At 25.6% G+C, this 16,772-nt stretch carries 18 protein-coding genes; all 18 read right to left on the reverse strand.

All coding sequences use genetic code 11. From position 1 onward, the window contains the following. Positions 1-555, reverse strand: a complete 555-nt coding sequence (locus tag CSBG_RS09180; RefSeq protein WP_198007866.1) for a PadR family transcriptional regulator — start codon at positions 553-555, stop codon at positions 1-3. A gap of 329 nt (positions 556-884) precedes the next feature. Beyond that, the gene (locus tag CSBG_RS09185) at positions 885-2,822 is read right to left on the reverse strand and encodes a KUP/HAK/KT family potassium transporter (protein WP_008678915.1); all 1,938 of its coding nucleotides are present in this window, start codon (positions 2,820-2,822) and stop codon (positions 885-887) included. Positions 2,823-3,182: 360 nt separating this feature from the next. After that, positions 3,183-3,800, reverse strand: a complete 618-nt coding sequence (locus tag CSBG_RS09190; RefSeq protein ID WP_008678916.1) for a nuclease-related domain-containing protein — start codon at positions 3,798-3,800, stop codon at positions 3,183-3,185. A gap of 151 nt (positions 3,801-3,951) precedes the next feature. Then, complete coding sequence (locus tag CSBG_RS09195) at positions 3,952-5,667, reverse strand: methyl-accepting chemotaxis protein (protein ID WP_008678917.1); 1,716 nt, start codon at positions 5,665-5,667, stop codon at positions 3,952-3,954. Positions 5,668-6,284: 617 nt separating this feature from the next. Beyond that, positions 6,285-6,494 (reverse strand): alpha/beta-type small acid-soluble spore protein, encoded by a 210-nt coding sequence (locus tag CSBG_RS09200; RefSeq protein WP_008678918.1) that lies wholly within the window; start codon positions 6,492-6,494, stop codon positions 6,285-6,287. Between the two features lie 203 nt (positions 6,495-6,697). Beyond that, positions 6,698-7,000 (reverse strand): spore coat protein, encoded by a 303-nt coding sequence (locus CSBG_RS09205; protein WP_008678919.1) that lies wholly within the window; start codon positions 6,998-7,000, stop codon positions 6,698-6,700. A gap of 3 nt (positions 7,001-7,003) precedes the next feature. Further along, on the reverse strand, positions 7,004-7,219 hold the full coding sequence (locus CSBG_RS09210; RefSeq protein WP_008678921.1) for a hypothetical protein: 216 nt from the start codon (positions 7,217-7,219) through the stop codon (positions 7,004-7,006). A 99-nt stretch (positions 7,220-7,318) separates the two neighbouring features. Further along, positions 7,319-7,489 carry a hypothetical protein gene (locus tag CSBG_RS18275; protein ID WP_156804379.1) on the reverse strand — a complete coding sequence of 57 codons (171 nt, stop codon included), beginning with the start codon at positions 7,487-7,489 and terminating at the stop codon, positions 7,319-7,321. Between the two features lie 146 nt (positions 7,490-7,635). Further along, positions 7,636-8,859, reverse strand: a complete 1,224-nt coding sequence (locus tag CSBG_RS09215) for an amidohydrolase family protein (RefSeq protein ID WP_008678923.1) — start codon at positions 8,857-8,859, stop codon at positions 7,636-7,638. Between the two features lie 8 nt (positions 8,860-8,867). Next, positions 8,868-9,938, reverse strand: a complete 1,071-nt coding sequence (locus CSBG_RS09220; RefSeq protein ID WP_008678925.1) for a hypothetical protein — start codon at positions 9,936-9,938, stop codon at positions 8,868-8,870. Between the two features lie 116 nt (positions 9,939-10,054). Beyond that, positions 10,055-10,531, reverse strand: a complete 477-nt coding sequence (locus CSBG_RS09225; protein WP_008678926.1) for a hypothetical protein — start codon at positions 10,529-10,531, stop codon at positions 10,055-10,057. Then, positions 10,528-11,031, reverse strand: a complete 504-nt coding sequence (locus tag CSBG_RS09230; RefSeq protein WP_035285258.1) for a flavodoxin family protein — start codon at positions 11,029-11,031, stop codon at positions 10,528-10,530. Before CSBG_RS09230 ends, CSBG_RS09225 begins: the two co-directional genes overlap by 4 nt. A gap of 304 nt (positions 11,032-11,335) precedes the next feature. After that, positions 11,336-12,736: a HAMP domain-containing sensor histidine kinase gene (locus CSBG_RS09235; protein WP_008678928.1), complete on the reverse strand. Its 1,401-nt coding sequence runs from the start codon at positions 12,734-12,736 to the stop codon at positions 11,336-11,338. A gap of 1 nt (position 12,737) precedes the next feature. Further along, positions 12,738-13,442, reverse strand: a complete 705-nt coding sequence (locus CSBG_RS09240; protein WP_008678929.1) for a response regulator transcription factor — start codon at positions 13,440-13,442, stop codon at positions 12,738-12,740. Between the two features lie 258 nt (positions 13,443-13,700). Continuing rightward, positions 13,701-14,414: an ABC transporter permease gene (locus CSBG_RS09245; RefSeq protein ID WP_008678930.1), complete on the reverse strand. Its 714-nt coding sequence runs from the start codon at positions 14,412-14,414 to the stop codon at positions 13,701-13,703. A gap of 14 nt (positions 14,415-14,428) precedes the next feature. Further along, the gene (locus tag CSBG_RS09250) at positions 14,429-15,175 is read right to left on the reverse strand and encodes an ABC transporter permease (RefSeq protein ID WP_008678931.1); all 747 of its coding nucleotides are present in this window, start codon (positions 15,173-15,175) and stop codon (positions 14,429-14,431) included. 2 nt (positions 15,176-15,177) lie between these two features. Continuing rightward, a complete protein-coding gene (locus CSBG_RS09255; RefSeq protein WP_008678932.1) occupies positions 15,178-16,089 on the reverse strand; it encodes an ABC transporter ATP-binding protein in 912 nt (303 codons plus the stop codon). Positions 16,090-16,218: 129 nt separating this feature from the next. Continuing rightward, on the reverse strand, positions 16,219-16,716 hold the full coding sequence (locus tag CSBG_RS09260; protein WP_008678933.1) for a GNAT family N-acetyltransferase: 498 nt from the start codon (positions 16,714-16,716) through the stop codon (positions 16,219-16,221). Positions 16,717-16,772: the final 56 nt, after the last annotated feature.

Here is a 16,772-nt window from a genome sequence, read left to right on the forward strand (position 1 = left end):
TTAATTCCCCTTATTTAAATTATTTAATAAACCTTCTTTTACTTTTTCAATCCATTTCAATTCATTTTCATATGACATAATCATATTTTCATAAAGCATTTTCCAAATAAAATATTCTTGATTAGTACGATCTTTAAAATGCTTTTCTCTTCTTTGTTCCTCTTTATACATAGATATATATTTTTTAACTTCTGCTTCATATTTTAATAGTAATAACTCAACCTCATTAATATCTAAACGCCCTGACCACGCAAGTTGTATTAAAAATTGCTTTTTAAATTCAGGTACTTCAACATTAGTATTAATAATCCAATTTTCTAATTCTTTTAATCCTAATTCTGTAATGGAATATATTTTTTTAGAAGGGGCACTTTCTTGATGCTTCACTTCATTCACTACTAAATTCTTTTCCAGTAATTGAACTAGTGATTTATATATCTGATTATTATTACCTGACCAGTAAAAAAATGGAGACTCTTGAATAATTTTTTTTATATCATATCCAGTCAATGGTTGCCAACTTAACATTCCTAAAATTGCATAATCTATTGTCATTATTATTCCTCCTCTAATCTATGTTAATATTAACATAGGTATACAATATCATATGTATATTTTATAGTCAATATATAATATACACATTTTCATTCCATAAAATTTCAATTTATTCTTATAAACTATATCTTAATTATTAAACTATAAAAAATAAGATAGACTTATTTGAACTGTCCCCTTTGTACTTAACAGGGCCATATCAATTAAAAGCCTACCTTTATAATTTTATTAATTCATTCTATTTATTTTTAATATATTAACTTATCGTAATTCAGCATTTCCCTATATTAATTATTCTTTAATGCATTTTTATTACTATATTAATATTTTTAATTTATCCTTGTCAAAGTTAATACCTCTTTACAACCTATTATAATTGGAACTTTCTCTATTTTAACAATACTAGTATCTATCCCAAACCATTTAGCTGGTGAAACAGTCCATTTTTTAATTAATAATTTTATACTAGTTATAAAGTTATCCCACCTAGAAAGCTCATGTTCATTAGAAAGTACTTCTTCTAATAATACAAATTTAAAATCTCCAACAACAAATTTTCCATTTTGATTAATAGTATAATCCTTTGGAGTATATTTAATTTCACCACTTTTAACTAAATCTTGAATTATTTGATGTAAAAACACATTTATCTTTTGGTCTATACGGAAACCTAGATTAAATTGAATACTAAATGCTTCATTTGGAACAATTGTTTTTACACTATATTCTGTAGTATATGGTTCATCTGTTACTCTAACATTTATAAACCAATAGAATTTTGCACGTTTAGGTTGTTTATTAAAAATAGAAAATATTATCTTACTTTCTATTTTCTTATTATCTTGTGATTCTGTCAAATAAACAAGATTAGTTGCATATAAAGGTATTTCTTTATCTTCTTGCAATGATTTAAAGTGTTTTTTATAAGCTAGTATATCGACATATTCACTAAATCTTTTTCTAATTATCGTACCGTAAATCCAAATATACATTGGGAATATAAGAGCACCTGCAATTATAATAGTAACATATCCACCATGTATAAATTTAAATAAATTAGCATATAGGAATGCAGTTTCTATAACCATAAATGTTGCAAATACTATTACAGACATAATCTTTTTCTTTCTATTAAATCTCAAATATTGAGATAATAAAATAGTTGTCATAAGCATTGTTATAGTAATTGCCAAACCATATGCAGCTTCCATATTTTCTGATTTTTGAAATTTTAAAACTAATGACACACAACCAATATATAATAAATAGTTAACAGCTGGTATATAAATTTTCCCCTTATCATCATTAGGATATCTTACTTGAAGTTTTGGGAACATATTTAATTTAATTGCTTCAGAAACTAAAGTAAATGATCCTGTAATTAACGCTTGACTAGCAATAATTGCTGCAATTGTAGATATTATAGTTCCTGGTATAACAAACCAACTTGGCATAATTAAAAAGAATGGATTTTCAGTAATTACACTTCCCTCTCTTAACATTAACCATGCACCTTGACCTAAATAATTTACAACTAAACATATTTTTACAAACACCCATGTGTAGTGAATATTTTTCTTTCCACAATGTCCAAGATCTGAATAAAGTGCTTCTGCTCCAGTAGTGCAAAGAAAAACAGCACCTAAAATATAAACACTTCTAGGATTTGTAATTAATAAATTAATTCCATAATAAGGATTCAAGGCTTTTATTATTTGAGGATACTGCATTACTTGACTAAATCCTAAAGCAAAAAGCATAAAAAACCATATAACCATCATTGGTCCAAATACTTTTCCTATTACATCAGTTCCAAATCTTTGAAGTAAAAATAATGCTGTTATTATACTTATAACAATTATAATTATTCCTTTAGTTTCTATTGGAAAAACTAAAGTTAAACCTTCTATTGCAGATGTTACTGTTACTGGTGGCGTGATCATTCCATCTGCAAGTAATGTTGCTCCACCTATAACTGCAGGTATAATTAGCCACTTGGCCTTTTTTCTAACAAGGGTATATAAAGAAAATATACCTCCCTCACCTTTATTATCTGCTTCTAAAGTTATCATCACATATTTTATTGTTGTTTGAAGCGTTAAAGTCCAAAAAACAAGAGATACTCCTCCCAAAATAAGCTGACTCGATATGTATCCATTGTCCACTCCTAGCATTGATTTCATAACATAGAGAGGTGATGTACCTATATCTCCATATACAATTCCTAATGCTACTAAAAGAGACGCTATGCTAACCTTTTTATTCATTTTCTTACTTTTCCTTCCTATGTTAACAAATTAAAAATCTAACTTACTCATTATAATCCCGACTTCTTTTAATGTCCACGTCACTTATATTAGATATTTAGACTTTATTTTTTAATATAGTTATATATATTTATAGAAATCTTTATTCATTATTATAATTCTTCAAAATACTCAAAAATACTTTAAAATACTCAAAAATAAAAATCAGGAATATATATACTAAATTATTCCTGATTTTAATAATATAAATTTTATTAATATTTCTGTATAAATTAAATTTTATCCTGATATAAACTTAGTTATAATTAGTTATAATTAGTTATAAATTTAATTTAAATTTATAACTTAACAAAGCTTTTCCTATGAAATATTTCTATTAATCCTTTTAACATGTTTTTTTCTAGCTCTATTACTATGTACGTTCCCCTTCTTTATTGAATTATAAATACATTCAATTTCTTCCTTTGAGAGTCTTATATCGGAAGAATATTTTCTTATAAATTTCTTTAGTTTTTTAAGTTGAATTACTGGAGTCTCCGTTTTTACTTTCTTTAATTTTGATTTGTTTGTAAAAACTATTACTGATATAAATACTCCTTTTCTGCCTATATATTCTTCTAAAGCTTTTATATGTCCATAGTTTTGTCTAATAGGATTATAAAATTCATTTTTATTTCTATTTATAATTTGTATCCAATATTTTGAATATTGTTCTCCATATATTGAACCACTATAATCCTTTGTTTCTATTACAAATATTCCCTTTTTGCCTATTAATATATGGTCAATTTGGCTCGAACCATTTTCCCTTTTTATTAGTATGTCACTCAATAGTTTATATCCTTTTAATTTACTAAGGACTTGATTTACTTCCTTTTCCCCTAAATTTAATTCATGCTTTGATTTAGCCTTTCTAATTAAAATTACTGCTATAACTAGTGCTAATAAAATTACTATTATTATCTTTTGTGTATTCATCTCTTTCTCCTAATTTTCTCTTTTGTATCATATATAATAAATATTTTGCTATATTATAACAACTTTATAAATCAATTTCAAATAAAAAGTGTAACGATACATTAAAAAGCTAGACAATCCTAATTTGTCTAGCTTTTTATAAACTTAATACCTAAATTTTAAATTTTAATACCATTTCATTAAGATTTTGTGCAAGCTCAGCTTGACTTTGTGCTGTTAGAGCAACTTGCTCTATAGCTCTTGTAGTTTCATCCATGCTTTCCTTGATTATAACTGAATCTTCACTTGACTTTTGTGAAGATTCCGCCATATTTTGGACTGCTTCACTAACTTGTCCGATTGTAGCTGTAATTTCTTCTGACATAGCTGCAATTTCATCAGACATTTTACTTACAAGATCTGAATCATTATAGTATTGATTTCCTGTTTCTTTATATGCTTGAAATTGTGCATTTACATCTTTATTTATAAATTCTAATATTTCATTACCTGTTTCATTACTACTCTTAAAAGCAGCTTGAACATTTTTAATTGTTTCTTGAATAGTAAATGCTGACTCCTTTGATTCTTCTGCAAGTTTCCTTACTTCATCTGCTACAACAGCAAATCCTTTACCTTGTTCCCCTGCTCTTGCTGCTTCAATAGCTGCATTTAATGCAAGTAAATTTGTTTGTTCTGCTATACTTCCTATTGTATCTGCCATTACTTTAATAGTTTCTACTATTTTTCCATCTTCAATTGCTTTTTTCATCTTATTTTGTTTTTCATCATATATCTTTATTGTCTCTTCAATTGCTTTTTCACTATTATTTTTAACTTCAGATGCTCTAGATTTTGATTTATTTGCATTATTACTTCCATCCATTGCAGTAGCAGATAATACATTTATACTTGCATCTACTTCTTGAACAGAAGCACTTATTTCTTCAGATGCAGCACTTGATTCTTCCATTCCTGCAGCAATATTATTAACTGCTTCATCAATAATTTCTACTTTTGATAATAATTCCTCTACAGTTGCTGAAAGCTCCTCTGATGAAGCACTTATATCTTCTGAGTTTTCCATAATCATTTTTATTAAGTCATTTACATTTTCTTGAGCTGAATTTAAAGCTATAGCTGTTTGTCCAAATTCATCTTTTCTAGTTATACTAATTGGAATAGAGAAATCGTAACTAGATAATCTATAAGCTAGATTTTTTATTTTATTTAGCGGATCTATAATATTTTTACTTAATATATAAGCCATAAAGATTATAATACAAAATGTTATTGCTGTAGAAATTAAAACTATGTACGAAAATTTATTGAATTCATTTATGTTTTTTAAATTAGTATTTTGAGCTAAGTTTTCATTTATTTCAATTGCCTTTATCAACTTATTAAACATAGAATCTATTATTTTTTCTATCTCTGAATTATTAATAGTTTCTGCTTCATCATATTTATTTGATTTTAATAAATCAAATACTTTTAATTTTAATTCCCTATATTTAAATAAATCCTCTTTAAAGTCTAAAAACAAACTTTTTTCCTCTTCTGTAATATCTAGGTCTTCATATTCCTTCATTAATTCTTCATTTTGAGAAACTATACCATCAATTAATCTTATTTCTTCATCTAACTTATCTTTATTTTTATCAGAAATCATTTTTATTATATTAATATAATCATAATTTAAATTTGATTTCAGAGATTGTAAATTTTTAATAGATACTAAATTAGTACTATACATATTATTTGCATTTTTGTTAATTGACCACGAGCTAAAGAGCCCTGTAGCACCAATCAATAACATTAGAATACATATTACTGAAAATATTGATATAAGTTTATTTTTTACTTTTAAATTAATAAAAAACTTCATTTTTATTTTATCCTTTCTTTTGTAATTATTTGTTATTTAATTATAATTATTACTTCACTTTATATTTTCGTATGATTTAAAGCATATTTTAAAGTATTATCATAAAAATTTTAAATTTATTATAAAGATATAATTTAGTTAAAACTTATAATATTATTTATATTTAAATCCTTTACTTTTATCATATTAATAAGACTATATTATACTTTTGATTTTTTACTTATAATATTATTACTCTATTTAATACACTTTCTTCTTTTCTACAGTTTTAAAGATTTTTAATGCTTTTATTTTATATTTTTTAATTATAAATATTTTATCTAGAAACTTTTTTATTTTTTAAGTATTATACACTTTAATCTTATTTATATTTATTTTATTATTAGTATGTTTTATTTTTTATTTCTTTTATCATCATTTACGAGTATATTAGTTAAGATTATTTTTTTGTATTTCCTTCTTTATATTATATATGCATTTATAAATCTTTTAAGGTAAAAAGTATATTTATTTTTTACTATAATTAAACAAAATAATAAAAGGATTAATGAATATTTTGTTATCATTAATCCTTTTTCATATTAGTATTATTTATACTATGTTTTTGGTTTTATTGATTATTTAATTTGGTTTTCGTATTGTTCAACCATTCTCTTAACCATTTCTCCGCCAACACTTCCATTTTGTCTTGAAGTAAGGTTTCCCTTATCTGCACTTTCATAGTTGCTTAATCCAACTTCTGTTGCAACTTCATTTTTTAATCTGTTTAATCCTGCTTTTGCTTCTGGTACTAAATTTCTGTTACTTCCATTATTATTTGATGCCATATCTTACATCTCCTTTTCATATTATTTTTGTTGACACTATTATATTAACCAGTCTGAAAATTAATAATCTATAAAAATATTAGATATTTTAGAATTCAAATCCTTAATTGGATAATCACCCCAATAAGTTTCACTTATATTATCTTTTCATTTTGAAATATTCTCAATAGTAATTAGAATTCTTAAATTTTAATAAGTATTTTTTATTTATTTTCATTAATAACACTTTTTGATTCATTATATGCACAAGTCAACTGATCAACTGAAGGACTATAAGGTTTAATCCACCCCTTAGTAATACTTAACTCTGTAAGAGCTGTATGACCTTCTACCATTTGTCCTAATGAAGCTGAATATATCGCTCTCAATTCAGGCGTACTACTTGTTAATGTAGAATTAAGATACAAATCTGCAGCTTCTTTAGCCGAGGAAAGCATGCTTAAAGCTATGATTTCATCATTTATATCAATATTATTTTTAATTAAGTTGCCAATCATATTCTTCATATATTAATCCTCCTTTACAATTAGAATTTTATTTTCTTTTATAAATTGTTGTATTCCTTTAATTCTTCCCTCTGCTGCTAAAATACTCGCATCTGTCTGTCTTTTTAAATCTTCATCAGATATTAATGCAGATATTGCTCTTTGCATAATTAGTCCGTCATTTTCCATTTTTAGCACGGCTGCCAAAGATAATTTTTCAATTTCTGAAAGTGTTCTCATTTTCATCACCACCTATAATGTATTTTCCAATCCATATTATGTGTATTTATATTGAATATTAATCTTGGTAATGTTTGTATTACTATTTTAAGACATTATTTATATATTAAAAAGAATATCAATTTTATTGTTGATACTCTTTTTGTAAAATGAAACTTTCTTATAATATTCATTTTCAACATCATTTCTTATATAGAAGTTTTCCCATGTTTGCTCTCCAATTATTCTTACTTTATGATCCTTACACTTATTAATTAGATTAAATTTCATATTTTCTATAAAAACTTCAATAAATTTCTTTACAATTTATTATAAACTTAAAAATAAATCAGCATATACATCAAAACTTAAGTATATGCTGATTTTATAACTACATATTCACTTTTTCTAATATTATTCATTCATTTTTATTATTATTATCTTTTCTTATCAATTACACACTTTCCTTCATAAAATACTTTAATAATATCCTTAATATCAGTAATTTCTAATCCAGGTATTCCTTTGCTTGCTATAAAATTTGCTTTCATTCCAACTTTTAATGCTCCTATTTTTTCTTCTAATCCTAATACCTTAGCTCCATTTAAAGTTATTAATGATAAAATTTCATTTTCATCTAATCCCACATCTTTTAACTTAAGCATACCTTGATTTGATATTTTCATTAATACTTCTGGTCCTCTTGGGCTATCATCTTCAAAGTTTAACCATGGCAGGTTTATATCTGGAGGTAGATATGAATCTGTTGCTATTGCTATAATTATTCCCTCTTTAACTAATGCTTCAATTTCTTCTGGTGAATTTGGTTTTAAGTGTGTCCCACCTAATGGTGTTGCAACAATTATTATATTTTCTTCTTTTGCTTTTTTAATTAATTCATTTGTTATTCCATGTCCATGATGTATAATATCTATTTTAGCTTCTATGGCCATTTTTATTCCTTCTTCTCCAGCAACATGGCATCCTATCTTCTTTCCTTTATTATGAAACATTTTTGATATTTTATTTAATTCTTCTTGTGTATAAATTATTTCTCCTGCCTTTGGAACTAATTCTTCTTTTAAATTAGCAGGAGTGGCATTTATAAATACATTTTCTCCTGGATACTCACTTTCATCAATTATCTTTTCTAATATTTCTTCATTTATAAGTGTTTCTTTATCAACTGAACTTTTTCCTGTAACAGCTGTTAAATTAACTAAATTTTCAAATCCTATTGTTATGCTGTTAGTTGAAAATACTATATCTAAAGGCAATGTTTTCACTTTTTCTTTGATCTTATTTAAATTCATTTCATACATTGGTGATCCACAAACTTGTTCACCAAAAGCTGTTACTCCAGACATTAATCCATTTAAAATTAAAGTATCTTGTGCTATTTCATAAGTTTCTTCTGTGACTGGATAAACTGTTGATGGAGCATATTCAAATAAATGCGTATGACAATCTATAAGTGATGGTGTAATTACTAAATCCTTAAAATCTATAACTTCTAAATCTTTATACTTGGATTTAATATCATTATAATCACCTATATCACTTATTATTCCATCACTTACTACAAAGGCCCCTTTGCTTAAAGTTTTAATGTCACTTACTGTGATTATCTTATTTGATGTTACAATATATTTATTATTCATATCAACCTCTATATAATTAATGGTGTTAAAAGTAACCCTATTATTAAGCAACTTAGAAATTTAATTGCAGTACCCAATAACCCTGCTAATAATGCTTCTTTTTCATTTAAATCTGAATTTTCTTTCCAAGTTACTGGTATTTGTCCAAATAAAACTGATAACGGTAAACCTGAATTTGCAAGTACAAACCCACCAACTACAAGTGCAGGTGCAATATTACTCATTTCATTTAACTGAGCCATTGCTAGAGTTGGGCTAGCTAATACAGATACAATACCTGTTACTGGCTCTATACTTAACCATTGAAGAACTGTTGTCATTCCACTTTGTATAACTGTCCAAATTCCAAAGAAATCTAAAATACCAATTATAGTAAATACTGCCGCCACTGCCGGAATAATCACTAAAAATAAAAGATATGCTCCTTCTTTTGCAGAACTAAATATTGTGTCTAATAATTTAGTTTCTGGAGTAAACCTTGGTAATTCTTCTAATTCTACTGCTTTAGTATCCCTATATACGGTTTTAGATAAAATAATTGGAACCAGTACTATAGGTAAAAAGACACTAATTAATACTAAAGGTAATGCTGATATTCCAAACTTAGTTAAAGCTACTATCCCAATAACAAGCGTTGCAAAAGATTGAGGAGATTGTATCATAGTTGCTATAGCAATTTTTTGCTCCGCTTTTGTAGCTCTTGCCTTTTTTAAAACAGGCCCTGATATAGCCCCTGCTGCATTAATATCACCTAATACATTGTATACACTTGGGATAATTACAGAAGGATTTACCTTAAATATTTTCATTATAGGAATAAAAATCCTAATTAGTGCATCTGTAAAACCTAATCTTTCTAAAATTCTCCCTACTATTACACTTATTATAATAGCTACTCCAACTTCACTTAATAGAAATACATCAACTACTATAGGGAATACTTGTTTTGTAATACTATCAAACAAACCTGATATTGATTCTGGTGATACTAAAAGCGTTATAAACGAAATAATAACTAAAGCTAGACCTACTATTTCAATTCCTCTCCACTTTTTTCTTGAATTTTTGTCTAATTCCATTTATATTCTCCTAATATTTCTGTGTAATATATACTATTATGCCATTCTGGAAAAGTTTACAAAATGCAAAATCTGGGTTCTAAGTGAACTTCACTATTACCCAGATTTTATCTTTTTTATTTTCTTATATATAAGTCTCTTACCTTCAATTTATTAGCTTTAATAGCTTGCTTCCATCCTATCTCTGCAGCAAACTTATATGCAAATCTCGGGAAATTTGCAGAAATGAAGATATTATCGTCACTTGAAGCATTTAATATATTTTTTGAAATAGTAGTTAATGCACTTCCTAAATTTTTCTTAGGTCCATGGCCTTCTGGAACATCTTTAACTGAGTGTAAAAGTGGACCAGCACCAATACCAATCCCCTGTCCCCATTTAAGTTCACATTTTTCAGACCAATTTTCAATTATTTCAATTGCTAACTTATTTTGTTCTCCTTCATAAAATTTTCTAAAATTATATTCAGAAATACTTATGTTTCTCTCTGCTTCATCCTCACTATTATTCAAGAAAATTTTTAATTCATTTAATATAAGTCCTGAAGCACTACCTTTCACTTTAGGACTTCCGTTTATCAATGTTATTTTCATAGTATCAGCCCCTCCATTTCCTTAATATCATTAACAAATGAAACATTTGATATCTCCCAGTATAGATTTATACAATTGGCTTTTACTATTCTTCTTGCAGTTTGCTTTTCTTTCTCTGTTATTTTATTTTCATAAAACCAAACCTTCATATCAACTTTATTATCATATCTTCTTTGATGATGCATTTCCCCATTATTTATTTTAAAGAAAGGTAATACATAAGAAATACTCCTATCTAAAACATTTTTTACAAATGGACTAAACCCTCCATAAGCACATTCACTTATTATAATAACTTCATCACATTTTGATAAGTATTCTCCCATATCAACATATTTATCTCTTATAACGCAAGCTCCAGGTGTTTTTAGCCAACAACCGAAACATCCAATACAATTATGAATACTACCATCATCTGAAATTACACTTGTATCTTCTAATCCATTAGGAAACAATTTTTCAAATTCTTCACTTTTTAAATCATGTATTATTAATCTCATCATATCACCCCATATTTTACTTTTAATATTCCCCTTTTATTATTTTACCTATTTTATACTATCTCATTATTATTAAATAGCTCTATATTATAATTATGCAATAATAAACTTAAAATATAGACACTTTATCCCAAAACTTTATTTTATTTACATTTTAATCCTATTAAATTCTATTATGGCACTAAAAGCAATATGATATTAATATGATATATTAATATCTATATATATTAAGTTATAAAAAAACAGTAAATAGATTTATTTTCCACAAACCTATTTACTGCTTTTTTAATTATAAGTATTGTACTTAATACTTTATAGCTATAATTATTTTAGTACCTACTCCAACTTCACTTTCTATATTAATACTTCCATTATGAGATTCTATTACTTCTTTAGCTATTGCCATTCCAAGGCCTGATCCATTAGATGCTGAACTTGTATTTACGCCTTTATAATACCTATTAAAGATATTTTTTAGATCTTCTTTTCTTATTCCTTGCCCATTATCTTCTACAATTATATTTATATTATTTTCTTTCTTTAATACAAAAACATCAACGATAGTATCTTTAGAATTATGCTCTAAAGAATTTATTATAAGATTATTTATTGCTCTTTTTAAATATTTTTTATCACAGTTTAATCTTATATTTTCATCATGATAATTAAAATTTATTTCTCTATCACTATATTTAATATTATTTAATAAGTCTATTATACTTTCTTGTACTAAATTAATTAAATTTTCTTCCTTAAAATTAATAGGAAGCACTTTATTTTTCAATTTATAAACTAAAGATAAATCATTAACTAAATCTTGAATATAATTGCTGTTATCTAAAATAGCATTACCATATCTTTTGGCTTCGTCAATATTTATCTCATATTGATCTCCATTTAAAAGTTGTGCATATCCTTTAATTGAGCTTAATGGAGTTTTTAAATCATGGCTAATATTAGCTATCCATTCTTCTTTTGCTTTATCTGCTTCTTTTCTCTCTATTTCATTTTCCTTTAAAATAATAGATAAGTTATTAATATTTTTGCTTACCTCTTTAAATATCCCTTGCTTATTTTTCTTATTTTCATATATTCCATTTTTTAAATCATCTATATCTTCAACAACTGATACCATTGGCTTAACTAAACTTCGACTAAATATATAAGCTACAATAGTCATTAAAATTAATACAAAAATAATAATTGAAATATGATATTTAAAACTTTCTTCTGTAAATATCATTTTAAATCTAAAAATTTTATCTATTGGAAAACCAACTAATAATGTATAATTTTCATTTCCTTTAGCTATATTATTTATAGAAATAGTAGTAGGTGCCTTACTTCCCCATGGATCTTGTATAAAATCTATTAAATCTGCCGTAAGATAATTACTTGGTACATTTGCAGGCTTATTTACTTCATATACTTCATTATTTTCTTTATCTAAAACCTGTATCCATATGTTATTTTCAATTAATTTATTTGTATTATTATCATCTAACTTAAAATCATTTCCTTTTTCTAAATCTTCTATATATGGTTCCATAAACTCTGAAACTTTAAATGATACACTAAATAATTCTTCTCCAAAGGTTATATTACTATTATATATTACTAAATTTAACATCCCATAAACTATCATTGTTATATAAAAAACTAATATCATAGATATTATTAATTTAATGGTTAATTTTACTTTCATATTAATTAACTAGCTTATAGCCAATCCCCTTCAAAGTTTTTATATGTTTTGGATCACTTGGATTATCTTCTAGCTTTTCTCTTAAATGCCTTATATGAACCATAATTGTATTGTCATACCCATCATATTCATATCCCCAAATTGCCTCGCATAATGAGCTTTTACTAAATACCTTATTAATATTTTTAACAAGAAATAAGATTAATGAGTATTCTTTAGCTGTTAGCAATATGTTTTCTTTACCTTTTTTCACTTCTCCTGTTTCTTCATTAATAGATATATTACCAAAAGTATATAAATTAGTTTTCACTTCACTTACTATACTTCCTCTCCTTAGTTGAGATTTAACCCTAAGAACAACTTCTTTTATGTTAAAAGGCTTAGTTACATAATCATCTCCACCAGCTTCTAATCCTTTAATTTTTTCTTCATCTTCACCCATTGCAGTTAAAAATATAATTGGACATGTAGAAAATTTTCTAATTCTATCACAAACTTTATACCCATCTATATCTGGCAAATTAACATCTAAAATTATCATATCCGGATTTTTTTCTTTAACCTGTAATATTGCATCTATCCCATTATCAACTGCATATATTTCTTTAAATCCTTCTTTTATAAATACTTCTTTTAATAATGATAGTAGCTCTCTTTCGTCATCTACTAACATTATCTTTTTATTTAATATTTCATCCATAACCATGATGCCAACTCCTTTTTGTTAAATTCTCCAAGTTATCTAATTATAATACCGATATCCACTTTACATCATACTTGCAATACATTTAGCTTAAAACACTGCATATCAAAAATTCTTTTATAATAATATCCTCTAGTATAATAATATCCTCTAGTTTCAAATATTTTAAGAAACTACATATATGAAATGTATTCAAAACTCAGATGTAATTGTTATCTATTCCATTACATCCCATTAGTTACATTTTACCATAATTATCTTTTACTTTATATCTGATTTGGTAAACCTTATAAAATCTAGAGAAAACATTGCAATAGATAACAATATAGATACCACAAGTGTTATATATCTTTCAAAGCTACTTATATTTCCTCCAACTATCATCATGGAATATGTCCAAGGAGCATACACCCAAAATCTACTTTGTGCTATAAATATATTTGTAATTAACATAATAACTCCAATTGAAATCAATGGTATTATACTTGAAAAATTTCTACCAATTATAAATAGTAAAATTAATATAGGTAATGTTGTTATAAAAATTTGCAAAGCATATGATAACAATTGAAAATTAAAGCTTAAACTCTTACTTAAATAAAATTCAGATAAAACTATGCAAGTAAAATATGATAGGATTGAAGTAATTAAAGTAACAATCATTACTTTATACTTAGAAAAATAAATACTACTTTTCTTAATGGGTAAAAGCATCAATTGTTTCCAACCACAATTATCATTTTCTACCTTTGTTATTACACATGCTGTATATATGTTTTGTAGTGGTAAAAGTAATGATAAATAAGCAATTGCCGAAAATATAAATATTTCTTCATTAAGACTTATCCCATTCATACTTCCCATGACTTGTATTCTTTTCATAACTATTAGTACTACTGGTATTGGGATAATTAAAGCTAAAAGTAATAAAGAGCTCTTTTTAACTTTTAATAATTCTATTTTTAATAATTCCATTTCTATCCCTCCACCTAATAAATTTTCTTGTTATTAAAATAAGCTTTAATTAATAAAGAACCTATTAATAATACAAATATAGATATAACTAGAACCAAGGTTATTTCATTTTTACCTTGAGTTATTGAAAATAAAGAAAATCCATATGGATTAATATTTTTAATGAACGAATCATTATAATAAATATTTGAAGAAATCATACTTAATACTGCTGCTGTTCCTAAAGATATAAGCAAATTTTTATTTCTTAGGTTTATAAATAAATGTATAACCATAATTACTAATGATGATATTAATTGTATTGCAAACATAACTATAAAAAACTTCCAAGGTATTGGTTCTTTAAACTTAAATATTATTCCTACTATTATTAAAGAAATAACATTTAATAGTAGCATTAATATACAATAAAAACTTGCTACTATATATTTTGATATTAAAATGCTACTTCTTTTTATTGGCTGTGTTAATAAAAATGTCCATGAATTATTTTTATATTCACTTTCAAATAATGTAGCTAAAATTAATGCTGCAAACATAGGCATAAAATCATTGAAATATAATATCCTTTGTTCTTTTATTAAAACCTGCCATGATGTTAAGCCTTTTTCCATAGCTTGAGGCAAGAGCCAACTTTCATATCTTATTAAAAAATCTACACATAAAAGTGCTGCCACACCTAGCGGAATAGCTAATATAAATAAAATTACTAAATTTCTTTTTTCTTTTATAAATTCATTTTTTATTAAAGTCATTAACATAATTAAACCTCCTTAGTTAATCCTAAGAATATTTCCTCTAAGGAGCTTTTTTCTTGTGATAAATAGTTAATATCATAGCCTGACATAACAAGGTCTCTACAAAGTGTAGATGCAGAAGCATTATTTCCTTTAACTTTTAGTTTTCCATTTTCCTCTTGAACTCTATATTTCCTAGAAGTAAGTAACTTAAATACTGAATCCTTATCTTCTTGCTTTTCTAAACCTATTAATACTTCGTTAGTTGAATTTTTCTTTAAATTATCTAGTGATCCTTGATATAATAACTTTCCTTTATTTATTACAGCAACTTCTGTAGCAACTAACTCAATTTCACTTAATATATGACTTGAAATTATTATTGTAATATTTTTTTCCTTAGCTAGATATTTTATTAAGTTCCTTATTTCTATAATTCCTGCTGGATCTAATCCATTAGTTGGTTCATCTAAAATTAAAAGCTTTGGATTTCCCATAAGAGCTTGTGCTATTCCTAGTCTTTGCTTCATACCTAATGAGAATTCTCTAACCTTTTTATTTTTAGCATCCCATAAATTCACTAACTTCAATTTTTCTTCTATTTCATTTTTACTTACCTTTAATACTCTTCTTAAAATCTCTAAATTTTCATAAGCTGTTAAATGTCCATAATACGAAGGACTTTCAACTAAAGCACCTATATCTTTTAGTATTTCTTCTCTATTATCTTTAATTGATTTTCCAAAAACACTTATTTCTCCACTATTAGGTCTTATTAATCCTAATATCATTTTGATAGTTGTAGATTTTCCTGCTCCATTTGGACCTAAGAATCCATAAACTTCTCCTTCTCTAACTTTTAAATTTACTTTATCTACACTATTTACATTATTAAATTTTTTAATTAAATTTTCTGTTTTAACAATATATTGGCTCATCTTTACTCTCCTCTTAAACTTTATGAACCAATTATATATTTCCAATCTTAATGCTATTTTTAGCTGACCTTAATTTCACCTTAATTTTGGCCCCAGAAGAATTTCCCCCTGGAGCCCTAAAATCACATATCAATACAACTTTGCCATATAATACTCATCCACATATTTTCCATCAATTATCATTGAATTCTTTTTATTTCCTTCTATGACAAATCCATTTTGCTCATATAAATGTTTTGCAACAGTATTATGGCAAACTACAGTTAATTCTAATCTTGTAATATTGTTTTCTCTTGCCCATATATCTAATTCTGAAAATAATTTTTTACCAATACCAATGCTCCTAAAAGATTCACGAATACCAACTACAATATAAGCTGTATGTTTTATTCTTTTTGGTATTCCCCTTTGTGCCGAAAGAAAACCTACAATATTTTCAGTATCATCAGTTCCAACTAAAAGCAAATTACTGCCATCAATACATTGCTTTATAAGTAAATTAATCTTGTTAATATCATTTGACCTTTCCCCCGGCTCAAGTAACATAAATTTTGTTTCTTTATCAAGTTCTAATAACATTTTTAATAAATTATCTGCATCTTCAACCTTTATTTTACGAATATTCATTACATTATTCCCCCTATATAAATCATTTTCCTTATTCTAGCATAAAGCATATTTAT

This window comes from Clostridium sp. 7_2_43FAA, from assembly GCF_000158375.2.
GTDB classification, from domain to species: domain Bacteria; phylum Bacillota; class Clostridia; order Clostridiales; family Clostridiaceae; genus Clostridium; species Clostridium tertium.